The following is a 23,443-nucleotide window of genomic DNA, read 5'->3' as shown; positions in this document are numbered from 1 at the left end:
GGCTGCCGACCACGGCCACGGCCGGGTGCCAGAGCAGGGCGGGTTCGCCGGCGACGAACAGCGCCAGCGGCGGATTCGGCGCTCGCCGCAGCAGGCCGGGGTAGTCGGGGTCGTGCCAGCCGACCAGGTGATGGCGCGGGGCGTGCAGCCAGTCGAGCGCCCGTGTCAGGGCTTCCTCGTCCGGGGCGCGCAGGGCGTCGATCTGCTTGGGGGTGAGCCCGGCCGCCTGCCACTGGCCGGTTCCCGCCGCCAGGGCGGCGGCCGGACTGGGGTGGAGCTCGAGCAGTTGCCGTCGGGAGGCGCTGGCGCCGCCGGCGGCGATGAGGGTCAGCAGGGCGTGGAGGTCGTCGTCGGACAACTGGATCTGGGGCGAAGGCATGCACCAGCCTAGCCTGCAAACGACGACGGCGCCCGAAGGCGCCGTCGTGGATCGCTGTAGGAAAAGCCCGCAGGCCTTTCCCGGTGGCTCGAGCAGCCGATCAATAAGCAGAGTCGGGATGCTTGAGCTCGTAGCCGACCTTGGTCTGGCGCACGCCGTCCATGATCAGGGCGTAGCTGACCTTGTCGAAGGTGCGGAACACCATCGCGTGGCCGGAGAACTCGTCCGGCAGGCGCACGCGCGAGGCCTTGCCGACCAGGGTCGGGTCGCGGTCCGGACCGACCTTGACCCGGTCGACGGCGCGGGTGCCGACCCGCCAGGTCGAGAACACCGTGCCGTTGTCGATGCCGTCGCGGGCACCGACCGACAGGGCGATCACGTCGCGCGGGCCGCCGTGCCTGACCAGGTCGGCCACGGCCAGGACCTGGGCGCGACCGTAGTCGAACTGGGCCTTCGGCGGATGCGGGAAGAACTGCAGATCGTAAGGCTGGGCTTCGACCGGGATCAGACGGTCGCCGACGCGGATCTCGCGGCCGGTGTCGTCGATGACCAGGGTGCTGGCCTCCATCCCGTTCTCGGCGCCGCGGCTGACGGTGCCGGTCGAGACCTGCATCAGCTCGTAGCCGAGCAGCTCGCGGCCCTTGTCCGGTACGACCACGTCGGTCCAGATGGCTTCGAAGTCGACCGTGCGGCGGCCGCGGAAGTCCAGGTCGGCGGCGCGCATGATGTCGCAGCAGGCCACGCGATCCAGGCGGGTATAGCGCTGGGTCGGGCGGACCACGGCATAACGCGTGCCCGGGGTCTGGTTCGGCAGGTTCTTGATGTAGGCGACCTGGCCCTGGGTGACGCGCAGGCGGTCCTCTTCAAGACCGACCACGTAGGGCATCTGCTCGAACTCGTCCACGACCCGAAGGTTCTTCAGGAACGGCTCGATGTCCGACAGCGGGATGCCGCTGATCGGGGCTTCCTGGCGCGGACCCGGCTTGACCTGGGCCGCGACGCGGTCGAGGTAGGCCAGCGAGATCACGTCGCCCGGATAGATCAGGTGCGGATTCTTGATCTGCGGGTTGGCCTGCCAGATTTCCGGCCACAGCCATGGCCGCTTCAGGAAGCGAGCCGAGATGTCCCACAGGGTGTCGCCCCGTTTCACCACGTAGGTGTCGGGGTGGTCGCCACGCAATTCCGCCGCAATGGCGTACGTGGCAACAGTCAGCAACGCGGCGGCGAGAACCGCGCGGATCGGTTTAAACATGGCGGCCATCTACCTGATTCCCCTTCCAGGTTTGCCCTCTGCGGGCACCCGGACTATAGCCCAGAAGGTGCGAACGTTAGCAGGCCTTTGCAGCCTATAACGGGGTTACAATGCAACCAAAGCTTGCGTATGTGACCCACGCCCCCATTTTCGACGCCATGGCCCTGCTCCCAATCCTCGAATTCCCCGATCCCCGTCTGCGGACGAAGGCCGTGCCGGTCGAAGCCGCGCACGTGACCTCGCCGCAGTTCCAGACATTGCTCGACGACATGTTCGAGACCATGTACGAATGCCCCGGCATCGGACTGGCCGCGAGCCAGGTCGACGTGCACCAGCGCTTCATGGTCATCGACGTATCGGAAGAAAAGAACCAGCCGCTGGTGTTCGTCAACCCGGAGATCGTCGCCAAATCCGGCGAGCAGGTCTACCAGGAAGGCTGCCTGTCGGTACCCGGCATCTTCGCCGACGTGACCCGCGCCAACGAGATCACCGTCAAGGCGATCGGCCGCGACGGCGCGACGTTCGAACTCAGCACCGACGGCCTGCTCGCGGTTTGCATCCAGCACGAGATGGATCACCTCGACGGCAAGCTGTTCGTCGACTACCTCTCGCCGCTCAAGCGCGAGATGGTGCGCAAGAAGCTCGCCAAGCAACGCCGCCAGTCGGCCTGAGCGCCGCGCATCTAGGCGGGAGTGGGGAATCGGCGCGGCGCCGTGGGGCGCGCGCGGGTTTCCGGCTCCCGTTCTGCGTTTCTGTAGTCTTGAACGCCAGGCGCGCACCGCAGGCGCGGTGACGCGCGCCGACTCCCCAACTCGATCCCGACTCCCGAACCTATGCGCATCGTATTCGCCGGTACCCCCGACTTCGCCGTACCGAGCCTGCGCGCCGCCGCGCAGCGCAACGAGGTCGTGGCCGTCTACACCCAGCCCGATCGCCCCGCCGGGCGCGGACGCGAGCTGGCGTTGTCGCCGGTCAAGCGCGAAGCCTTGTTACGCGGCCTGCCGGTGATGCAGCCGGAGAACTTCAAGAGCGCAGCTGCGCGCGAGGCGCTGCGCGAACTGCAGCCCGACCTGATGGTGGTGGTGGCCTACGGCCTGATCCTGCCGCAGTCGGTGCTCGACATTCCGAGCTACGGTTGCTGGAACGTGCATGCTTCGCTATTGCCGCGCTGGCGCGGCGCGGCGCCGATCCAGCGTGCGATCGAGGCCGGCGACCGCGACAGCGGCGTGTGCCTGATGCAGATGGAAAAGGGCCTGGACACCGGCCCGGTGCTGCTGTCGCAATCGCTGTCGATCGGCGAGGCCGAGACCGGCGGGCAGTTGCACGATCGCCTGGCCGCGCTCGGCGCGCAGGTGCTGGCGGACGGGCTGGGCCTGCTGCGCGCCGGCATGCGCCCGATCGCCCGGCCGCAGCCCGACGACGGCGTGACGTACGCGCACAAGCTCGACAAGGCCGAAGCGCGCCTGGATTGGGCGCAGCCGGCGCCGGCCTTGGCGAACAAGGTGCGCGCCTTCAATCCCTGGCCGATGGCCGATGCGACGATCGCCGGCGAACGCGTGCGCGTGCACGGCGCGATCGCGCTGCCGTTGCAGCATTCCGCCGAACCCGGCAGCGTGTTGCAGGCCGGGCGCGAAGGCATCGACATCGCCTGCGGCGAAGGCGCCTTGCGCATCCGCGTGTTGCAACGCGATGGCGGCAAGGCGATCACCGCCGCGGATTATTTGAACGGCCGGCGCGACCTCGCGGTCGCGCGCTGAGCATGTCCGACCGGCGCACCCGTTCCGACGGCCCGCATGGCGGCGGCATGCACGACGCCAGCATGCACAGCGGCAGCCGGCCGCGCGCGATCGCCGCGCGCGTGCTCGATGCGGTGATGCACCGCGGGCGTTCGCTCAAGGCCGAGCTGGCGACCGCGTTGCCGGGCCTGCCCGACCCGCGCGACCGCGCCCTGGTCGAGGCGATCTGCTTTGCGGTGTTGCGCCAGCCGCTGCGCTACGAGGGCGCGCTCGCCGCCTGGATGGCGCGGCCGCTGACCCGGCGCGACGGCGAACTGCGTGCGCTGCTGTACGTCGGCCTGGCCCAGCTCGATCCGCTGCAACTGCCGGCGCACGCCGCGCTCGACTCCACCGTCGAAGCCGCACGGGGCCTGGGGTATCCGCACCAGGCCGGCATGGTCAACGCGCTGCTGCGCCGCGCCCAGCGCGAAGGTCTGCCGGCGGTCGACCCCAAGCATTCGCACTGGCCGAGCTGGTTGCGCGGGCGCCTGCGCCGCGACTGGCCCGAGCATTACGAGGCGATCCTGGCCGAAAGCGCGGTGCCGGCGCCGATGTGGTTGCGGGTCAACGCGCGCAGCATCGCTCGCGACGCTTATCGCGAACGGCTCGCCGAGGCCGGTATCGAAGCCGACGTGGTCGAGGGCTTGCCCGATGCGCTGCGTCTGCAAGGCTCGGCGGCGATCGCCTCGCTGCCCGGGTTCGCCGAGGGCGCGGTGTCGATCCAGGACGCCTCCGCGCAGTTGGTCGCCGATGCGATCGCGGCCGCGCCGGGCGCGCGGGTGCTCGATGCCTGCGCCGCGCCCGGCGGCAAAAGCGCGCATCTGCTCGAACGCGACCCGGCCTTACGCCTGACCGCGCTCGACGTCGATGCGGCGCGCCTGCGGCGGGTGCGCAGCGGCTTGGTCCGTTTGGGCCTGGCCGGGCGCGCCGAACTGCGCGTGGCCGACGCCGCCGACCTGCAGGCCTGGTGGGACGGCCAGCCCTTCGATGCGGTGCTGCTGGATGCGCCGTGTTCGGCGACCGGCATCGTCCGTCGCCAGCCCGACGTGGTCCTGCACCGGCGCGAATCCGACATCGCCGCCTTGATGCTGCTGCAGGCGCGTCTGCTCGACGCGTTGTGGCGCACGGTCGCGCCCGGCGGCGTGCTGCTGTATGCGACCTGCTCGATCCTGACCGAAGAGAACGAGCGCCAAGTGCGCGAATTCCTGGCGCGCACCGCCGATGCGCGCGCCGAGGCCTTGCCCGCGCGGTTCGGCCACGACCGCGAGGTCGGTCGCCAGCGATTGCCGGGCGACGGCGGCGGCGACGGCTTCTTCTACGCCCGTCTGCGCCGCGGCGCTTGAGCCAAGGGTGAGCGCAGGCCCAGATTCAAGGGCCCGCCTCTCCACCCGATGCGGGCCGCCGCTTATGATCTGCGCACGTTCAAAGGCCCGCGCATGTTCAAAAGCGCCCGTTTCTACCCCGCCTGGTTGTTCTGGATAGTCGCCTGGCTGGTGCTCGGGGCGGGTCTGGGCCTGCGCGATCCCTGGCCCGCCGACGAACCGCGTTTCGCCCTGGTCGCCATGCAGATGGTCGAGAGCGGCCAGTGGCTGTTCCCGCATCGCGGAGGCGAGTTGTACTCGGACAAGCCGCCGTTCTTCATGTGGATGCAAGCCCTGGCCTATCAGGCCACTGGGCAATGGCGCGTCGCCTTCCTGCTGCCTTCGCTGCTCGCCGCGCTGGGCACCTTGTGGTGCGTGGTCGACCTCGGCCGGCGCCTGTGGACGCCGCGGGTCGGTTACTACGCCGGCTGGGCGCTGCTGCTGACCGTGCACTTCGTCTATCAGTCGAAGAAGGCGCAGATCGATCCGCTGGTGGTGTTCTGGATCACCCTGGCCAACTACGGCCTGTTGCGGCATCTGTTGACCGGTCCGGCCTGGCGCTGGTGGGTGCTGGGCTGGTTCGCCGCCGGCATGGGCACCATCACCAAGGGAGTCGGCGCGCTCGCCCTGTTGATGCTGGCGCCGCTCGCGCTCGCGGCCGTGCTGCGGCCGTTGCGCGCCGCGCTGGCGCCGGGCGGCGTGGCGCATCGCGCCTTGGCCTGGGTCGAGATGCCGGTGCGCGCCGGCATCGACCGGGGTTATTTCTGGCTGGGGCCGCTCGCGTTCGTGTTCGCGGTCGCTCTGTGGATCGCGCCGATGGCGACGGTGGCCTTGACCCATTCCGATCCCGTCTACCGCGGTTACCTGGGCGACTTGCTGCTGCGCCAGACCGCCGTGCGCTATTCCAAGTCCTGGGACCATCACCAGCCGCCCTGGTACCACCTCGGGGTGATGCTCTCGATGTGGCTGCCGTTGATGTTCGCCCTGCCCTGGGCGTTGCCGGCGTGGCGCCGGCGCCTGGCCCGGCTCGATCCGCGTTATGTGCTGCCGATGGCCTGGTGGTTGCTGGTGATCGTGTTCTTCTCGATCCCTCAGGGCAAACGCGACGTCTACATCCTGCCGGCGCTGCCGATGGCCTGCCTGATGTTCGCGCCGCTGTTGCCGGGCATCCTGCGCCGGGCCTGGCCGCGCCGGATCGGCTTCGCCTTCGCCGCACTGATCGTCTTGGCCTTGCTCGGCGTGGGCCTGTCGATGTGGTTCGGCAACCCGGGCTTCGAGCGCAAGCTGATCGCCGAGCGCGATTTCACCGACGGCGCGCGCGGACTCGCCGCGGGCGTGTTGGCGATCGCTTGCTGGGGCCTGGCCGCCTTACTGTGGGCCGGGCCGCGCCGTCCGATCCTCGGCATGGCCGCGACCCTGTGCGGGCTGTGGGTGTTGAACGGCGTGCTGGTCGCGCCGGTGCTCAACGATTCCTCGTCGGCGCGCGGGGTGATGAGCAAGGTCGCCGCGCGCATCGGCCCCGAGGCCGAGCTCGGCCTGGTCGCCTGGAAAGAGCAGAATCTGCTGAGGACCCAGTCGCGCACCACCACCTTCGGCTTCAAGATGCGTTGGCCGGAGCAACTGAAACAAGGCCTGGCCTGGCAAGCCCAGGCGCCGCGGACGCGCTGGCTGTTGGTGCAGGATCCGGCGCTGCCGGCCTGCGTGGACCGCAACCGCGCCGAAATAGGCGGACGCTCCAATCGCCGCATCTGGTGGCTGGTGCCGTACGCTGCGCGCGAAACCTGTCCCGCCGCACCGCCGCTGCGGCCACATGAAGACGATACGGACTGATCCGTGCCCCAACCGCAAGTACCCGACGTTTCTTTCCGCCCCGAGCCCCTCGCGGGCGAGCCGCGCCGCCTGGCTCTGGCCCGCCGCACGCTCGAGATCGCCCTGTTCTGCCTGCCGGCGCTGTTGATCTCCACGCCGTGGGGGCTGCTGCCGTTCACCGCGCTGGCGCTGGCTGCGTTCTTGATGGCGCCGGGCCGGATCGCCCACGGTTATCGCGAGATCGGCGGTGCGCTGCGCCCGCTGCTGCTGATGGCGGTCGCGGTGGCGGTGATCGTGGCGGTTTCGACCTTTCTCCACGACGTGCGCTGGCGCGAGGCCGACAACCGCCTGCGCCTGCTGACCCTGCCGTTCTTCGCCCTGATGGCCTACGCCTACCGGCCGTCGCGGCGCTGGCTGTGGGCCGGCGCCCTGGTCGGCCTGGCCGGCGCTTTCGCGGTGGCGGTCTACCAGGTCGTCGGCGGCATGGACCGCGCCGCCGGCTGGACCGCGAACGCCATCGTCTATGCCGAAGCGGTGATCGCCCTGATCGTGCTGGCGGTGTTCTGCCGGCCCTCCGGCGAGTTGCTGTGGACCACCGCGGCCTGCGCGCTCGGTGTGGTGACCGTCGCCCTCAGCGGCAGCCGCGGTACCTGGCCGGGCGTGTTGATCGTGCTGCTGATCGGTTTGCTGGTCAGTGGCGGCCGCGCGCGCCGGGTCTCGTGGGCGGTATTGGCGACCTTGGCATTGGGCGCGGTCGCGGCGTTGTGGATCGGCCCGCTGGCCGAGCAGACCCGCATCGAGGAATTGCGCTCGGACGTGCACCGGCTCAAGGAAGGCGACAACGCCTCCTCGCTTGGCGCGCGTCTGAACCTGTTGTCCCTGGCCGGGCAGACCTTCGTCGAGCATCCGCTCGACGGCATCGGCGTCGGCAGTTTCGGCCGCGCCGTGAGCGCCTTGCCGGAATGCCGTCCGCCGGCGGCGCGGGTCGGCTTCTGCCGACTCACTCACGCCCACAGCGACGTGCCCGAGTGGGCCGCGACCATGGGCCTGCCGGGTCTGCTCGCGATCCTGGCGGTGTATCTGTTGCCCCTGGTGCTGTTCGTCCGGCGGCTGCGTGCGCTGCCGGCCGGACGCTCGCGCAGCAGCGCGCTCGGCGGATTGGTGCTGGTGCTGGTCTACATCGCCAGCGGCCTGACCCAGTCGATGTTCGCGCACCAGCTGGTCGCGTCGTTCTATGCGGTGGCGGTCGGCCTGTTGTACGGCTTCAGCCTGCGCGAGGCGCGCAGCGACGACAGCGGACCGTAAGCGAGCCGCACTCAGTCGTGAGGCGTGCCTGCATCGTCCTTGCGCGGCGGCGTGGTCACCGGCTGGCCGCGTTCGAGCATCCACAGCATGATGGTCTTCTGGCGCACGTAATTGGCACGCACATAGGCATAGACCAGGCCGTGCCAGCCGTCGAGGAGGCCGGCGCGCAGCACGTAGCCGCGCCAGAACCGCCACGCCGGCGCCAGCACCAGCTTGCTCAGGCTCGCGCGTTTGCCGCGCGCATACTCGTGCTCGGCCATCATCCGCGCATAGCGCTCGGTCTTGCTGAGCTGCTGTTCGAGCGAGCGGTAGGGGTAGTGGATCAGGTCGCCGGCGAGCGTCGCGACCGCGCCGTCGACGCTGGCGGCTTCGTGGATCTCGCGCTTGCCGCGCCAGCCGCCGCGGCGGCGGTCGAACAGGCGCAGGACCCGGTCCGGATAGGCGTTGCCGTGGCGCAGGAACTTGCCGAAATACTCCGACAGGCGTGCGAAGCGGTAGCCGGCGGCGTCTTCGAAACCGCGCGCGCGCGCCGCTTCGATCGAAGCGCGCAGCCGCGCGTCGACGCGCTCGTCGGCGTCCAGGCACAGCACCCAGTCGTGAGCGGCCTGCTCCACCGCGTAATGCTTCTGGCTGCGGAAACCGTCGAAGGCGCGTTGCAGCACGCGCGCGCCGGCGGCCTGTGCGATCGCCGCGGTGGCGTCGGTCGAATAGGAATCGACCACCACCACCTCGTCGCAGAACGCCAGTGAGGCGATGCAGTCGCCGATGCGGTCGGCTTCGTTGAACGCGATGATGCAGGCCGAGAGCTTGGGGCGGCCGTCGGTCGGCGTTGTCGCGGCGGGTCGTGTCGTGTCGATGATCGATACCTGATGACGGCAGGCGGCGCGGCGGATGCCGGCATTGTGGAGCCCATCGGTGGGCGAAACCATAGTGTGGGCGCGGCGAAGACCACGCCGATGCGCATACCGCGACCGGGGACGCGATAATGCCGCGGCCGGCGTTGGGTTCCGGCCTGGACGATACGATGGCCGATTACCTGCTGTTCGCGACCGAGCGTTACGCCTTGCCCATCCTGCGGCCGCTGGCCGATGCGCTGCATGCGGCCGGGCACACCGCCCACGCCTGGTTCGCCGATGGCGCCGCGGCCTCGACCCTGCCGGCGCCGGTGCGCATGCTCGCGCCCGGGCGCGAAGGCCTGCGCGCTGCGGTCGCGCTGCAGCCGCGCGCGGTGTTCAGCGCCGCGAACTGGGTGCCGCCCTTCGTCGCCGGCGCCAAGGTGCAGTTGTTCCACGGCTTCAACGTCGAGAAACGCGAAGACGCGCGCGGCCATTTCCGCGTGCGCGGCCTGTTCGACCTGTATTGCACGCAAGGCCCGGCGACGACCGCGCCGTTCCGCGCCCTGGCCGAGCAGGCCGGGCATTTCGCCGTGGTCGAGACCGGCTGGCCCAAGCTCGATCCCTTGTTCGGCGACGACGACGGCGGCGCGGCGAAATGGCGCCGTCTGGCCGGCCGCCGCCAGACCGTATTGTTCGCCTCGACCTTCACCGAACGCCTCAGCGCCGCGCCGCACCTGCTGGAGGCGATCGCCGCGCAAATCGCCTCGGGCGAGCGCTACTGGCTGCTGACCCTGCATCCCAAGTGCGCGCCGGAATTGTTCGAGCGCTATCGCGCGCTGACCGGCGCGAATGCCACCTTCGTCGAGACCGAGGACCTGATCTCGGCGCAACGCGCGGCCGACGTGCTGGTTGCCGACACGACCTCGGTGGTGTCGGAGTTCGTCGTCCAGCGCAAACCGGTGGTGACCTTCCGCAACCGCGCGCCGAAGCCGCACATGATCGACTTCGACGATCCGGCGGCGCTGGCCGCGCAGCTCGAGCAGGCGTTCGCGCCGAGCCCGGAGTTGCAGGCCGCGATCGACGCCTATGCCGACGCGATCCATCCCTATCGCGACGGGCGCTCCTCGCAGCGCGTGATCGCCGCGACCGAGGACTTGCTCGCCGGCCGTCTCGGCCGGCTGCGGCGCAAGCCGTGGTCGTCGCTGCTGCGCGGCCTGCAGATACGCCGCGAGCTGGGTTACTGGGGGCGCGGCGCCTGAGCGCTGCGCCTCACCAGCGCAGCGGGCGTTGCGAAAGGATCGCCGCGAGCCGGGCGTAAATTTGCCGAGCCTCGTCTTCCGGCAGGAAACGGATCCGCAGCGGCGGCGCCAGGGCGCCGGCGCCGGCGGTGTCGAGCCACAAGGTCGCGGTGCCGCAGCTGCGGTCCAGCGGCGAACGGGTGAGCTGCAAGGCCTGCAGTTTGTCGAGTTCGGCGAAGCGCCAGGAACGCCGCCACCAGCCTTCGCGCACCGCGATCAGGACCTCGCCGATGGCGTAACCGATGCGCCGGGTGCGCCGCTGCGCCTTGAACGCCGCCCACGGCAGCCACAGCAGGGCGAGTGCGCTCCAGGCGCCGACCTGCCAATACAGCGAGAACACCGCCAGCAGGGTCCACGGCACGTCGGGCAGAAACAGCCGCCACCAGGCCGCATCAGGCAGGGCGCGCCATTCCAGGCGATCCCAGCCGGCGCGCGGCAGCAAGCGTTCGATCAAGGCATCGCAAGCCTGCGGCGTGGCGATCGGCGCGAGTTCCTTCAGCGAGCGGCCGTCTTCGTTGGCCTCGGCGCCGACCGTGTCCACGCTCAGGCCGCGGCGCTTGAGCAAGCGGTGCATCAGGCTTTCCTCGAGCGTCCAGGCCTGAATGCGCCGGCGCGGCACGGTGGTGCGCCAGCGCCCGAGCAGGCCGCGTTCGGCGGTCAGGCGGCGGCCGTGTTCGCTGAGTTCGAAGCCGTAGTAGCGCAGCAGCGCCAGCACGATCGACAGCAGCTTGAGCAGGCCGGCGATCAGCGCGATCAGGGCCACCGCGATCAGGGCCACGCCGATCGCGTCGAGGTGATAGGCCTCGACATGGCCGGACAGCCAGTGCGTCGCCTGGCTGCCGATGCGTCCGGGAACGCGTGCGTTGAAATCGGGGGTGTACTGCGACAGGCCGGCCAGGGCGGCGCCGATCAGGACCAGGCCGCCGTTGGAGACCAGACCCAGGCGCAGCACTTCGAGCGGCGGCAGCCGCAGCAGCACGTCGGCGCTGTCCTCGGCCTGGCCTTCGACGACGGCCGCGCCGCGCCGGCGCACCAGGGCTTCCAGCGCCAGTGCGTCGTCGAGCTTGAGCACGCGCATCTGCGCCTCGGGCTCCTTGCTGCCGGCCGATTCCATGCGCACTTCGGCGACGCCGAACAGGCGGTGCAGCACGGTCTGGTGCAGGGCCACGTTCTGGATCCGCACGAACGGGATCACCCGCAGGCTGCGGTTGAGCAGACCGCTGCGCACCACCACGGCATTGCTGCCGATGCCGTAGCGGTAGGTGAAATAACGCCACAGCGCGACCACCACCAGCGCGCCGACGCCGATCAGCGGCCACAGCTCGTTGCGGTCGCCGCGGCCGAACACCAGCAGGGCGGCCAGCGGCACGATGAACTGCTTGAGCTGCTGGATCAGCACGAACAACCACGACATCGGATGCAGGCGGCGATCGGCCCGCGTGCTTTCGTCGTCCGGCGATACGGTCGAACCCGGCGCGCTCATCAGGCGTCTTCGTCGTGGTCGAGCTGACGGCCGAGGCGCTCGCGCAAGCGCTCGGCGTCCTGCGCGTCGAGATGATCGATCGAGACCGCGTTGTGGCGGGTGCCGGCGGTGTGCACGACCAGGGTCGCCAGGCCGCGCAGGCGTTGCAGCGGGCCGTGCTTGAGGTCGAGATGTTGCACCCGGGTCAGCGGCACCAGGGTTTCGCGTTGCCAGGCGACGCCGCGGCGCACCGCGAAGCCGTGCGCGTCGAGCCGCCACAAGGTATTGCGGTAGCGGCGCAGGCCGATCCAGGTGCCGATGCCGGCGCCGAGCAGAGCGCCGCTGAGCCCGCTGGCGATGCCGACCCAGGAGCCGATGGTGAGCATGCCGAGTATTACTCCGGCGATCGCGAACACGACCGCCAGCGACACGCTCACGTCGATCGTGCACAACAGCACCGCGCGCGAAGGCAGTTGCTGCCAGGCGCTCGATCCGGTGTCGGCCGTCGTCGCGGCGGGCGCGGGTGAGGTCGGGCCCGGTTCGGTGGAGGTCGGTTCGGCAGCGGTGGGGTCGGGCGTATCCGTCATCAGGGTTCTTTGGCGTACAGCGGTTCGGTTTCGGTGTAGTCGCGGCCCTGACGATACAGCGCGAGACGGCCCTGCATGCGCTCGCGCGACTTCGGGTCGAGTTCGCCGTCCTTGAGCCGGGCCAGGGCATCGGTCTGGAACGCGACCGCCTGGGCGAAGTCGCCGTTGGCGGCGAGCGCGGCGGCGACGGTATCGAGTTCGGCGGCGCGCAGTTGCTCGCGCCTGGCGATCATGTGCTGGCTCAGGGCCAGCGATTGTTTGGCGTCGCGCTGGCCCGCGATCGGGCAGGTCGCCAGGATCCAGACGCGGTCGTTGCGCGCCTGCGCCATGCCGGCGTCTTCGGCCTTGCGCAGCCATTCGATGGCCTGATTGCAGTCGCTGGCCAGGCCGGCGGCGCCGGCGCGGATGAAATCGGCGTAGCCCATCATCGCCTGCGGGTTGCCGCTTTCGGCGCTGCGGCGCAGATGCGGCAGGGCGCGGCGCAGGGTCTGCGGGCTCAACGACAGGCGGTCGTTGGTCGACAGCAGGATGTTCACCACCGCCAGCGCCGATTCGGCATGGCCGCTGTCGCTGGCGCGTTCGAGCACCGCCAGGGCGGCGTCGCGGTCGGCGGCAATGCGACGCGACTCCAGCCCGGTGTAGAGCAGGCGTCCGTACAAGTATTGCGCCAGCGCTTCGCCGGCATCGGCCTTGCGCTTGATCGCGGCGATCTGAGTGTCGAGGTAGGCCTGGTAATCCGGCCAACGCTCGTTGAGGCGATTGCGCTGCGCGGCGTCGTCGCGCGGCGCCAGTTCCAGCGCGCTCAGGTTCGACGGCGCCTGGCCCTCGCCGAGGAAATCGCCGAGCAAGTGCTGCAACAGCGCGGTCTCGCCGCCCGATTGCGCGGCCACCGCGGCCATGAACTTCGACAGCTCTTCGGTCTGGCGTTCCGGACGAGTCTTCCAGCCCCCGCCTTCGCGCGCGAATTCGGGGCCGAACACGTAGCGCTCGCCGGTCGGCGGTTGCACTTCGCCGAGCGCGCTATCGGCATCGATCATGGCGACGTGGCTCAGCGACGGAAAGTTGCCGTCGGCATGGCGCATCACCACGTGGCAGAGCTTGTCCTGCACGCAATGGCGATACGTCGCGCGGCCGTCCCATCCGGCCAGCGCCGGCGCTTCGTATTTCGCGCGCAGTCCGTACACGGTCAGGCGGTCGGCGAGCGGCAGGCGGCGGACTTGTTCGGTCGAGGCGTACAGGGCGACGTCGCGCAGGAAGGCGTAATGCTGCGCGGTCGATTCGGCGACCAGCTCGGCGCTCGCGCCATCGTCCTTGGCGGCGAGCCGGGTGTAGCGGTTCCAGGCCGCATCGACGGCATTGACGTCGGCCTGGTCGTCGCTCTGCGCGGCGGCCGCGGCCGTGGTCGGGCCGCACAGCAGGGCAAGCAGCAATAGCGCGTAACGCATGGGGCGTCCTTGTCGAGCCGACGGACCGGCGTCCTATCTCGAACGATAGGGGTTGTCGTCGCCATTGCCGGATGGGCGCAGCGTATAGCGTTTATAGGTCCACTGGTATTGGGCCGGATCGCGGCGCGCAATACGTTCTACCGCCGCGTTGAGGGCGATGCAGGCGCGCTGCGGATCGGGATCGGCGATGCCGTGCGGCGCGGCTTCGATGCGCAAGGCGAACGCCGGATGATCCAGGTGAGTGTCGATGCGTTCGCAATACGCGAACAACACCGTCGCGCCGGTGCGCTCGGCCAGGCGTCCGAGCAGGGTCATGGTCAGCGCGGGCACGCCGAAGAACGGCGCGAACTCGCCGTCGCCGGCCTTGGGCTGCTGGTCGGGCAGGATGCCGACCACGCCGCCGGCGTTGAGCCGCTTCCACAACTGGCGCACCGCCGAGCCTTCGGCGCGGACCTGGGTCACACGTTCGGCCTCGGTGTCGGCGCGCACCAGGTTGAGGAAGGCCTCGCCGATCGGCGACTCCGGCGGGCGGTACAGGATCGCCAGCGGGGTGCGGAAGGCCAGCCACTGGTTCAGCAGCTCCCAGTTGCCGTAATGCGGCGCCGCCACGATCAGGCCGCGCCCGGAAGCGAGCGCGGCGTCGAACAGCTCGGTGCCGTGCTGCTCGCGCAGCAGGCTGAGATTCTCGGCATGCGGGCGGGTCCACAGGCGCAGGGTCTCGACCGCCTGGCGCGAAGTGGTGCGCACGATCGCGCGCTGCCATTGCTCGCGTTCGGCCGGCAGCAGCTCGGGGTAGGCCAGCTCCAGGTTGACCCGGGCGACCCGGCTCTCGCGGGCGTTACGGCGCTGCCAGAGCGCGGCGATGGCGTCGCCCAGGCGCATCTGCCAGGACCAGGGCAGGCGGCCGAGCGCGCTGGCGAAGACGTACAGCAGGCGGGCGACGAATCGGGTCATCGCGCGAGTGTAGCCGCTGGCCTGTGCGCCACCGTGGCGGCCGGGCCGGCGAAGCGCGCCGGATGCGGCGCAGATCGGCGCCGGCACGCCGTCGATGCCGGCACGATGCAGGCTTTACACTCGCGTCCGACTTTCCAGATCGTACGAGTCCGCATGCTGAGTCTGATCCAGCGCGTCACCCAGGCCTCGGTCGTCGTCGACGGCGAAACGGTCGGGGCGATCGGCCCCGGCCTGCTGGCCCTGGTCGGGCTTGAACCCGGCGACGGCGAACCCCAGATCGCCCGCATGGCCGAACGCCTGCTCGGGTACCGGGTCTTCGCCGACGAGGCCGGCCGCATGAACCGCGGTCTGGCCGACACCGGCGGTGGCCTGCTGTTGGTCAGCCAGTTCACCCTGGCCGCCGACACCAGCAGCGGCATGCGTCCGGGCTTCAGCACGGCCGCCGCCCCGGGCCTGGCTGAACCGTTATTCAACCGTCTGGTCGAAACCTGCCGGCAACGTCATGCCGGAGGGGTGGAAACCGGCCGCTTCGGCGCCCATATGGTCGTCAACCTGGTCAACGACGGCCCGGTCACCTTTCTCCTCCGGTCCTAAGACCCGGCCTCCCAGGCCGGACCTGATATACTGGAGCGTTCCCTACCCTCAATAGCGCGGTGGCGCAGCCCATGGCCAACGAACGTCAGCCCCCTCCGTCCGATATCAAGCTCCTGATCAGCAAGGGCTTGGAGCAGGGCTATCTGACCTATGCCGAGGTCAACGATCACCTGCCCGACGATCTCGTCGACGCGGAACAGATCGAAGACATCATCGGCATGATCAACGGCATGGGCATCGAGGTGCACGAAGTTGCCCCCGATGCCGAAACGCTGTTGCTCGCCGACGGCAACACCGGTAATCGCGAAGTCGACGACACCGCGGCTGAAGAAGCTGCGGCGGCGTTGACCGCACTCGACGGCGAAGGCGGCCGCACCACCGACCCCGTGCGCATGTACATGCGCGAGATGGGCACGGTCGAGCTGCTCACCCGCGAGGGCGAAATCGCCATCGCCAAGCGCATCGAAGAGGGCCTGAACCAGGTCCAGGCTTCGCTTGCCCTGTTCCCCTCCACGATCCAGCTGATCCTCGAAGACTACGAGCAGCACAAGGCCGGCAAGAAGCGCCTGGCCGAGATCGTGGTCGGCTTCAACGATCACCTCGACGAAGAGCCCGAGCCGCCGGCACCGCCGGTCGTGGTGGCCGACGCCGATGCCGAAGCGGACGACGACGAAGAAGTCGAAGCCGCCGGCGACGATGCCGAGACCGAAGAGACCACCTCCGGTCCGGACCCGGTCGAAGTCGCCGCGCGCATGGAGGCCATCGCCGACCTGTACGGCAAGTTCCTCAAGGCCCAGGGCAAGGGCGGCGCCGGCGCCAAGGCGGCGACCAAGCTGCGCGAAGACATCGCCGCCGTGTTCGTCACCCTGAAGCTGCCGCTGGCCCTGACCGACAACCTGATGCGCAACCTGCGCGACGTGGTCGGCTCGATCAAGGACCACGAGCGCAAGATCCTCGACCTGGCCACGCGCATCGCTAAGATGCCGCGCAAGGACTTCATCCGTGCCTGGGAAGGCAACCAGACCAATCTGGAATGGGTCGACGAGCTGCTCAAGCGTAAGCAGAAGTGGTCGTCGGGCCTGCGCGACGTCAAGGACCAGATCATCGTCGAGCAGCAGACCACGATCGAGATCGAGCAGGCCTCGTTCCTGACCCTGGCCGACATCAAGGAAATCAGCCGTGCGATGGCCTATGGCGAAGCCAAGGCGCGCAAGGCCAAGAAGGAGATGGTCGAGGCCAACCTGCGCCTGGTGATCTCCATCGCCAAGAAGTACACCAACCGCGGTCTGCAGTTCCTCGATCTGATCCAGGAAGGCAACATCGGTCTGATGAAGGCGGTCGACAAGTTCGAGTTCCGCCGCGGCTTCAAGTTCTCGACCTACGCCACGTGGTGGATCCGCCAGGCCATCACCCGTTCGATCGCCGATCAGGCGCGCACCATCCGTATCCCGGTGCACATGATCGAAACGATCAACAAGCTCAACCGCATCTCGCGTCAGATGCTCCAGCAGTACGGCCGCGAGGCCACGCCGGAAGAGTTGGCGAAAGAGATGGACATGCCCGAGGACAAGATCCGCAAGGTCATGAAGATCGCCAAGGAGCCGATCTCGATGGAGACGCCGATCGGCGACGACGAGGATTCGCACCTCGGCGATTTCATCGAGGACACCAACGTCGAGTCCCCGGTCGAAGCCACCACCAACATCAACCTCTCCGAGACGGTCCGCGACGTGCTCGCCGGCCTGACCCCGAGGGAAGCCAAGGTGCTGCGCATGCGCTTCGGCATCGACATGAATACCGATCACACCCTCGAAGAGGTCGGTAAGCAGTTCGACGTCACCCGCGAGCGTATCCGCCAGATCGAGGCTAAGGCGTTGCGCAAGCTGCGTCACCCGAGCCGTTCGGAACAGCTGCGCAGCTTCCTCGACATCGATTGATCGACGTCGCTACGGTTGCGTAAGGAAACAGGCCCCGCTCGCGGGGCCTGTTTCGTTTGCGGGGGCCGATTTCTGTCCGGTGCCTCGCGGCATGCGGCTTAGCCTGCAGCGGAAGGCCTCGGCCCGCGGTTGCCGCTGCCGCTGCCGATGCCGATGCCGATGCCGATGCCGCGGACGTTGTGCCGAGGCAGCTGCGCATAATCCTTTCGACGCGTCACGAGGTGCTGCACTGCATTGCGCCGTGTCGAGTGCTCGAGCGGTCGAGCCGCGATGCGTCGGTTTCGGTGCCGCGCTCAGCCGTAGAAGAACTGCTCGTGCACGATCTTGCCGTCGCGCACCTTGTACACCGCGACCTCGGCCATCGGCATGCGGCCCATGCTCTTGTAGGTGGCATCGATGCTCATGGCCAGGCTGAACCAGTCGCCGCCGACGGCCGGGTCGCTGCACCAGCTGTCGTGGATCTCGATCACATCGGCCATGAAGTCGCGGCCCTTCTGACGGATTGCTGCCAGTCCCTCGACGTTTCCGAGCGAACCGTCCTGACGGCCGGGCGCCTCGATGCTGACGGCGTCGTCGGCGTAGAGCTCGTCCTGGATCTGTTCGTGCTTGCCTGCGCGGCACAGCTCGACATAGCGGTTGGCGATCTGTTGGGTGTCCATGGCGGGCGATCCTTGGGGGTGGGGGCTCAGGATAGGCCCGGGCGCATCGACGGCGGCCGTCGATAGCGGGATGAGGGTGCCTCTTCCGACGAGCGGACATGAATACGTCGCGCCGGATGGCGTGGGCTATTGCGAATGGCAGCGCGCCCGGCGGGGCCAAGGGTAGGAGCGGCGCAAGCCGCGACCGCGACCTCGCAACTACGGCGCAACGGTCGGTTCGCGGTCGCGACTCGCGTCGCTCCTACAGAAGCGAAGCAATCGAAGGGTAGGAGCGGCGCAAGCCACGACCGCGGTGCATCGGTCTCGCGCCGTTCCTGGCCGAAATCCACCTGTAGGAGCGGCGTAAGCCGCGACCGCGATGTGTGCCGTGCTGCGCCTCCCCGTCATAAGGCGGAAAAGAAACAGCAACATCTACAGCTTCCGTCCGCTGAAGCGGCCGGGTTACTTTCTTTTGCTGGCCCAAAAGAAAAGTAACCAAAGAAAAGGGCTTTCCTTGACGAAGCTCCCCTGCGAGTACGCAGCTTGCGCCGGGATTTTCCGATAAGACATCCTTGTCTTATCGGAAAACGCCGCACGTCCTGTGCGGCGCCCTCCGGGTCTCCACTTGACCGGTAAAGCGGCAAAGCAGATCAAAATCTCGGCAACGGCAACGGCAACGGCAACGGCAACGGCAACGGCAACGGCAACGGCAACGGCAACGGCAACGGCAACGGCAACGGCAACGGCAATGATTCGCCGTCGCGGGGGCTCTTGGGTAGGAGCGGCGCAAGCCGCGACCGCGACCTCGCAATTACGGCGCAACCATAGGTTCGCAGTCGCGGCTCGCGCCGCTCCTACCCCGAAGCAAAGGCCTCCGTCGCAACGCAAACGGGGCGCATTGCGCCCCGTTTGCGTCCCACGATAACGCCACGCGATATCAGCCCTGACGCAGCAGCCGCATCACTTCGTAGCACGCGCCCATGGTGTGGTAATCGGTCTTGCCGGCCGGGCTCTTCTCGTCGCTGTATTTGCGGTTCTCGCGGTCGAGGATGCGGTACCAGGCGCCGTAGCGATGGTCGACCATGTGCTGCCAGGCATAAGCCCAGAGCTTGTCGTACCACTGCCAATACAGGTCGTCGCCGGTGCGCGCGGCCAGCAATGCCGCGGTCGCCAGCGATTCGGCCTGGACCCAGAAATACTTGTCGTCGTCACAGACCGAACCGTCCGGGGCGAAACCGTAGAACAAACCGCCGTGTTCGCTGTCCCAGGAACGCGCCACCGCGACATCGAACAAATGCCGCGCGGTCGGCACCAGCCACGCCGGCGCTTCGCCGCTCGGCGACAGATGACGGTCGAGGATCAGCAGCAGCTTGGCCCACTCGGTCTGGTGGCCGGGCTGGAAGCCCCAGGGGCGGAACAGGTGCTTGGGATCGTCGCGGTGGTAATCCCAATCGATGTTCCAGTCGCGGTCGTAGTGTTCCCAGACCAGGCCTTCGGACTTCGCCGCCTGGCGCTGGGTCATGTGCTGCGCCAAGGTCAGCGCGCGGTCGAGGTAACGGCGTTGGCCGCTGGCCTCGTACGCCGCCAGCATCGCCTCGCACATGTGCATGTTGGCGTTCTGGCCGCGGTAGTCGCTGAAGTTCCAGTCGGCGTCGGCTTCGTCGCGGTACAGGCCGTGCTGCGCTTCCCAGAAGCGCTGCTCCAGCAAGTCCCAGGTTTCGTCCATCCACGCCGCGGCCTCGCCGATGCCGGCCTTGAGCGCGGTCGAGTAGGCGAGCAGAACGAAAGCGCCGCCGTAGCAGTGGTTCATCCGGTCTTCGGGCTGGCCGTCGCGAATCGTCCAGGCGTAGCCGCCGGTCTCCGCGTTGCGATGCTTCTCGCGCAGATAACGCAGGCCGTGACGGGCGAGCTCGCGATAGTCCTCGCGCTCGAATTCGATCGCCGCCATCGCGTAGTTGAAGACGAAGCGGGTGCTGCTGACCAGGTGCCGGTGCGAGGCGTCGTAGACCGCGCCGTCGTCGCGGAAATAATGGAAGAAGCCGCCGTCCGGGTCGCGCGCGACCGGGTCGTAGAACGCCATCGTGTCGGCGATGTGCGCGCGCAAGGTCTCGGCCTTGCGGAAATCGGGAAGCGGGTGCAACGGAAGATTCATGACTGTTCCTGCATCAGGCGTTCGACATCGGCCGCGCTCGGCATCGCCGCGAAGGCGCCATGTCGGGTGGTAGCGAGGGCGCCGGCGGCCGCGGCATAGCGCAAGGCGCCGATGAAGTCGGCTTCGCGTTCGAGGAAATCGGTGAAGCCGGCGGCGTTGACGCCCAGCGTCGACAGCCGGTGCAGCAAACCGCCGACGAACGCATCGCCGGCGCCGGTGGTGTCGGATGGGGCGACGCGGAAGGTCGGCACTTCGCCCTGGCGCGTGCGCGTGTGCCAGCGGATCGGCGTGGCGCCGTCGGTGATCAGCACGCAGGTGGCGTAGCCGTGCCACAAACGCTGCAATGCGGCTTCTTCGCCGCCGAGGTGGCGGGCCAGGAATTCGAACTCGCTGCCGCACAGTTTGATCAGGTCGGCTTCGAGCAGCGCCGACAGCAGGCGCGGCGCCGGGTCGAAGCCGGCCGGCCACAGCGACGGCCGCAGGTTCATGTCCATACTGACCAAGGCGCCGGCCATGCGCGCGCGGCGCATGCCGGCCAGCGTGGTCGCGGCGATGGATTCTTCGGTCAGGCTGTTGGAGCAGACGTGGAACACGCCGGCCTCGGCGAAGCTGTCGCCGCTGAAGTCGGAGTCGCGGAACAGCAGGTCGGCGGCCGGCGGCCGGTAGAAACTGAAGCTGCGTTCGCCGTCGCCGTCGAGGGAGACGAATGCCAGCGCGGTCTTGGCCTCGGCGGTACGCAACAGATGACGCGTGTCGACGCCGTAGTCCTGCAATTGCCCGGCGATGAAGTCGCCGAACATGTCTTCGCCCAGCATGCCGACGAAGCGCGCGTTGCCGCCCAGGCGCGCCGCGGCCACGGCGACGTTGGCCGGCGCGCCGCCGGCGTATTCGACGAAATGGCGCGGCTCGCCGGCGACCGACGAAGGACGCGCGAGAAAATCGATCAGGGCCTCACCAAAGCAGACGATTGCGCCGTTGCGCGGTTCTGCGGATAGCACAACGGACATCAATGCATCACTCCCGAAGCCTGGGCGGTGACGTGCTGGCCCTGGCCGGCGAGCACGCGCGAACCGCGCCAGCCGTACCAGACGATGAAGGCGTAGCACGCCACCGGAATTACGAACGAAGGTTGGATACCGACCCGGTCGGACAACACGCCCTGCAGCCACGGAATAACCGCGCCGCCGACGATGCCCATGATCAGCAGGCTCGAAGCCTTGCTGGTCATCGGCCCGAGGCGCTCGATGGCGATGGTGAAGATGGTCGGGAACATGATCGAGTTGAACAGGCCGATCGACAGCACCGCCCACATCGCGACCGAACCCTTCGTGCTCATGGTCAGCGCCAGCAGCGCGATCGCGGCGACCGCGAACAGCGCCAGCAGCCGGCGCGCATCGAAGCGGCGCAGCAGCGCGGCGCCGATGAAGCGGCCGACCATCGCGCCGCCCCAGTAGTAAGCGAGGTATTCGCTGGCCTGGGCGTGGTCGATGTTGCCGATTTCCGGCGCCGAGATGTAGTTGATCAGGAAGCTGCCGATCGAGACCTCGGCGCCGACGTAGACGAAGATCGCGATCACCCCAAAGAACAGATGACGCTGGCCCAGCACCTCGGCGAAGCTGTGGTGCACCGGGTCGGCGCTCTCGGTGGCTTCGGCCAGCGAGGGGATGCGCATCTGGTACACGAACACCGCGAGCAGCAGCAGACAGCCGGCGATGATCATGTACGGCATCTGCACCGAAGCCGCTTCATGGGCGCGGTACGCCGCCTGCTCGGCAACCGACATCGCCGCCAGTTCGGCCGTGCCGAGCACCGCGGTCGACAAGATCAGCGGGCCGATCACGTACGGAAACAGGGTGGTGCCGAGCGAATTCAAGGCCTGGGCGAGGTTGAGCCGGCTCGGCGCGCCGGCCGGGTCGCCGAGCAGGCTGATGTAGGGGTTCGCCGATACCTGCAGCAGGGTGATGCCGCTGGCGAGCACGAACAGCGCGGCCAGGAACAAGGGATACGACGGAATGCGCGCGGCCGGGAAGAACAGCGCCGCGCCGGCCGCCGCCACGATCAACCCGATCACGATGCTGTTCTTGTAGCCGACCTTCGCCACTACCTTGCTCGCCGGCAGCGACATCAGGAAGTAAGCGCCGAAGAAGGTCGACTGGATCAGCATCGACTGCGCGTAGTTCATCTGGAACACGGCTTTCAGATGCGGGATCAACACATCGTTGAGGCTGGTCAGGCCGCCCCAGGTGAAGAAGATCGTGGTCACCACCGCGAGCGCGGCGGTGTAGGACATGTCGCGACGGGTCATGCGAACTCTCCGGGCGGAACGAGCACCTCGCTGCTGCTGCGTGCCTGCAGCCGGACGGGGGCGACGGTATGGGCGGGCGGCATGTCGGGGTCGCGCAGTCGCTTGAGGATCAGCTCGGCGGCCTGGCGGCCGCGTGCGCGCGGGTCGACCGCGATCGTGGTCAGGGTGGGCGAGGCGACCGAGGCTTCGGGAATATCGTCGAAGCCGACGACGGCGAAATCGCCGCCCGGGCGGCGCCCGCGTGCGACCAGGCCGGCCATCAGGCCCAGCGCGACCGCGTCGTTGTAGCAGACCGCCGCGGTCGGGGCGGGGTCGCGCACGAACAGCGCACCGGTCTGTTGCGCTGCTTCCAGGCGGGTCGGCGCGCATTCCACCAGCCACTGCGGCTCGGGATCGACGCCGGCCTCGGCCAAGGCCTCGCGATACCCCTGGCGGCGTTGCCGGCACGAGCTCGAATCGCGGTGGCCGCCGAAGAAGGCGATACGGCGATGGCCGCGTTCGAGCAGATGCCGCGTCGCCAGGCGCGCGCCGTGGGTGTTGTCGAGGGCGAGGAAATCCCAGTCGGTGGAATCCAGTTCGCGGTTGAACACCAGCACCGGTGTGCGTTCGCCGACCTGGGCGCGCACGCGCGCACCGTCGCTGCCTTCGGCCGGCGACAAGATGATGCCGGCCGGGTCGTGCTCCATCAGCGAGGTCAGCACCGCCTGCTGGCGTTCGACCGACTCGTTGGTGCTGCCGAGCAGGGTGACGAAGCCGGCCGTGGCCAGCCATTCGTCGACACCGGCGGCGAATTCGGCGAAGAAGGGGTTGGACAGGTCGTTGATGACCAGGGCCACGCCGGTCGACACCTTGCGCCGCAGATTGGCCGCGCCGCGGTGATAGACGTAGCCTTGGCGCTTGAGTTCGGCCTCGACCCGGGCGCGGGTGTCGGCATGGACCAGCGGGCTGCCGCGCAGGACCAGCGAGACCGTCGCGCGCGACAGGCCGCAGGCACGGGCGATGTCGGCCAGGGTGACCCGGCCGCGGGGAGCGGGCGCGTCGTTCATCGTTGACACCTCACAAGGGGTGGTCGGTCGGCAATCATGGCTCTCGGCGGCTTTTGGATCGTTCTAAATGCCGTCATCCTGCAGCCTGGGGCCCGTCCCTGCATTCTGCATTGCAGCATGAAGGGGCCTGGGTCGCGTGCTAGCTTGCCCGCATTTAGAACGATCTAAAAGTGGCCACCGGGATTTTTGCCGGTCCGGCCGTGTCCGGGCCCTGTGCCCTATAGACGGAGTGCCCCGGATGACCCGGCCGACCCAGCCTCTCACCTCCCGCCGCGCCTGTCCCGCCCTGCGCTGGCTGGCTGCCGCCG

Annotated in this window: 20 protein-coding genes (1 of these 20 running past the window's edge); 8 read left to right on the top strand and 12 right to left on the bottom strand. The window is 68.7% G+C overall.

From position 1 onward, the window contains the following. Together GLA29479_RS22125 and GLA29479_RS22120 are read right to left on the bottom strand one after the other, a co-directional pair. Nucleotides 1-379, bottom strand: partial view of a DNA-processing protein DprA gene (locus GLA29479_RS22125; RefSeq protein WP_057972865.1) — the 5' portion only. It extends 20 nt beyond the left edge of the window; only the first 379 of its 399 coding nucleotides appear in the window; it begins with the start codon at nt 377-379; its stop codon lies off the left edge, out of view. 100 nt (nt 380-479) lie between these two features. Continuing rightward, nucleotides 480-1,631 (bottom strand): LysM peptidoglycan-binding domain-containing protein, encoded by a 1,152-nt coding sequence (locus tag GLA29479_RS22120; protein WP_057973315.1) that lies wholly within the window; start codon nt 1,629-1,631, stop codon nt 480-482. A 158-nt stretch (nt 1,632-1,789) separates the two neighbouring features. On the opposite strand from GLA29479_RS22120, the gene def reads away from it, so the two are divergent. From def to GLA29479_RS22095, 5 genes are all read left to right on the top strand, one after another. Then, entirely contained in the window at nt 1,790-2,302 is a 513-nt protein-coding gene (gene def, locus GLA29479_RS22115) for a peptide deformylase (RefSeq protein WP_057972864.1), read from the top strand. Between the two features lie 162 nt (nt 2,303-2,464). Then, entirely contained in the window at nt 2,465-3,388 is a 924-nt protein-coding gene (fmt, locus tag GLA29479_RS22110) for a methionyl-tRNA formyltransferase (protein WP_057972863.1), read from the top strand. A 47-nt stretch (nt 3,389-3,435) separates the two neighbouring features. Continuing rightward, the gene (gene rsmB, locus GLA29479_RS22105) at nt 3,436-4,749 is read left to right on the top strand and encodes a 16S rRNA (cytosine(967)-C(5))-methyltransferase RsmB (protein WP_057973314.1); all 1,314 of its coding nucleotides are present in this window, start codon (nt 3,436-3,438) and stop codon (nt 4,747-4,749) included. A gap of 93 nt (nt 4,750-4,842) precedes the next feature. Then, the gene (locus GLA29479_RS22100; RefSeq protein WP_057973313.1) at nt 4,843-6,597 is read left to right on the top strand and encodes an ArnT family glycosyltransferase; all 1,755 of its coding nucleotides are present in this window, start codon (nt 4,843-4,845) and stop codon (nt 6,595-6,597) included. A 3-nt stretch (nt 6,598-6,600) separates the two neighbouring features. Then, nucleotides 6,601-7,881: an O-antigen ligase family protein gene (locus tag GLA29479_RS22095; protein ID WP_057972862.1), complete on the top strand. Its 1,281-nt coding sequence runs from the start codon at nt 6,601-6,603 to the stop codon at nt 7,879-7,881. 11 nt (nt 7,882-7,892) lie between these two features. On the opposite strand, the gene GLA29479_RS22090 is transcribed toward GLA29479_RS22095, so the two are convergent. After that, the gene (locus tag GLA29479_RS22090; protein ID WP_082638905.1) at nt 7,893-8,810 is read right to left on the bottom strand and encodes a glycosyltransferase family 2 protein; all 918 of its coding nucleotides are present in this window, start codon (nt 8,808-8,810) and stop codon (nt 7,893-7,895) included. A 95-nt stretch (nt 8,811-8,905) separates the two neighbouring features. On the opposite strand from GLA29479_RS22090, the gene GLA29479_RS22085 reads away from it, so the two are divergent. After that, the gene (locus GLA29479_RS22085) at nt 8,906-9,976 is read left to right on the top strand and encodes a CDP-glycerol glycerophosphotransferase family protein (RefSeq protein WP_057973311.1); all 1,071 of its coding nucleotides are present in this window, start codon (nt 8,906-8,908) and stop codon (nt 9,974-9,976) included. Nucleotides 9,977-9,986: 10 nt separating this feature from the next. Here the strand turns inward: GLA29479_RS22085 and GLA29479_RS22080 are convergent, their stop codons facing one another. From GLA29479_RS22080 to GLA29479_RS22065, 4 genes are read right to left on the bottom strand one after another with little or no spacing between them, the layout of a single operon-like run. Further along, nucleotides 9,987-11,498, bottom strand: coding sequence for a PH domain-containing protein (locus tag GLA29479_RS22080; protein WP_057972861.1), 1,512 nt, complete (start codon nt 11,496-11,498; stop codon nt 9,987-9,989). Further along, on the bottom strand, nt 11,498-12,064 hold the full coding sequence (locus GLA29479_RS25490) for a PH domain-containing protein (protein ID WP_057972860.1): 567 nt from the start codon (nt 12,062-12,064) through the stop codon (nt 11,498-11,500). The genes GLA29479_RS22080 and GLA29479_RS25490 overlap by 1 nt, the downstream gene beginning before the upstream one ends. Then, the gene (locus GLA29479_RS22070; RefSeq protein ID WP_057972859.1) at nt 12,064-13,509 is read right to left on the bottom strand and encodes an SEL1-like repeat protein; all 1,446 of its coding nucleotides are present in this window, start codon (nt 13,507-13,509) and stop codon (nt 12,064-12,066) included. The genes GLA29479_RS25490 and GLA29479_RS22070 overlap by 1 nt, the downstream gene beginning before the upstream one ends. A 33-nt stretch (nt 13,510-13,542) precedes the next feature. Further along, on the bottom strand, nt 13,543-14,463 hold the full coding sequence (locus GLA29479_RS22065; protein ID WP_057973310.1) for a lauroyl acyltransferase: 921 nt from the start codon (nt 14,461-14,463) through the stop codon (nt 13,543-13,545). A 153-nt stretch (nt 14,464-14,616) separates the two neighbouring features. Here GLA29479_RS22065 and dtd point away from each other — a divergent pair, with 153 nt between their 5' ends. Both dtd and rpoD read left to right on the top strand, forming a co-directional pair. After that, a complete protein-coding gene (dtd, locus tag GLA29479_RS22060; protein ID WP_057916320.1) occupies nt 14,617-15,057 on the top strand; it encodes a D-aminoacyl-tRNA deacylase in 441 nt (146 codons plus the stop codon). 71 nt (nt 15,058-15,128) lie between these two features. Then, nucleotides 15,129-16,994: an RNA polymerase sigma factor RpoD gene (gene rpoD / locus GLA29479_RS22055; protein WP_057916321.1), complete on the top strand. Its 1,866-nt coding sequence runs from the start codon at nt 15,129-15,131 to the stop codon at nt 16,992-16,994. Between the two features lie 293 nt (nt 16,995-17,287). On the opposite strand, the gene GLA29479_RS22050 is transcribed toward rpoD, so the two are convergent. The 5 genes from GLA29479_RS22050 to GLA29479_RS22030 form a co-directional block, all read right to left on the bottom strand. Beyond that, on the bottom strand, nt 17,288-17,653 hold the full coding sequence (locus GLA29479_RS22050; protein WP_057972858.1) for a nuclear transport factor 2 family protein: 366 nt from the start codon (nt 17,651-17,653) through the stop codon (nt 17,288-17,290). Between the two features lie 916 nt (nt 17,654-18,569). Further along, nucleotides 18,570-19,784 carry an AGE family epimerase/isomerase gene (locus GLA29479_RS22045; protein WP_057972857.1) on the bottom strand — a complete coding sequence of 405 codons (1,215 nt, stop codon included), beginning with the start codon at nt 19,782-19,784 and terminating at the stop codon, nt 18,570-18,572. Continuing rightward, nucleotides 19,781-20,791 (bottom strand): carbohydrate kinase family protein, encoded by a 1,011-nt coding sequence (locus GLA29479_RS22040; RefSeq protein ID WP_057916324.1) that lies wholly within the window; start codon nt 20,789-20,791, stop codon nt 19,781-19,783. Before GLA29479_RS22040 ends, GLA29479_RS22045 begins: the two co-directional genes overlap by 4 nt. Further along, nucleotides 20,791-22,089, bottom strand: a complete 1,299-nt coding sequence (gene fucP / locus GLA29479_RS22035; RefSeq protein WP_057916325.1) for an L-fucose:H+ symporter permease — start codon at nt 22,087-22,089, stop codon at nt 20,791-20,793. The genes GLA29479_RS22040 and fucP overlap by 1 nt, the downstream gene beginning before the upstream one ends. Then, complete coding sequence (locus tag GLA29479_RS22030) at nt 22,086-23,135, bottom strand: LacI family DNA-binding transcriptional regulator (protein WP_057916326.1); 1,050 nt, start codon at nt 23,133-23,135, stop codon at nt 22,086-22,088. Before GLA29479_RS22030 ends, fucP begins: the two co-directional genes overlap by 4 nt. Between the last annotated feature and the right edge of the window lie 308 nt (nt 23,136-23,443).

Source organism: Lysobacter antibioticus (assembly GCF_001442535.1).
Classification (GTDB): Bacteria; Pseudomonadota; Gammaproteobacteria; order Xanthomonadales; family Xanthomonadaceae; genus Lysobacter; species Lysobacter antibioticus.
The sequence above is the reverse complement of the archived record's forward strand: the minus strand, read 5'-3'. Positions and strand labels throughout refer to the sequence as shown.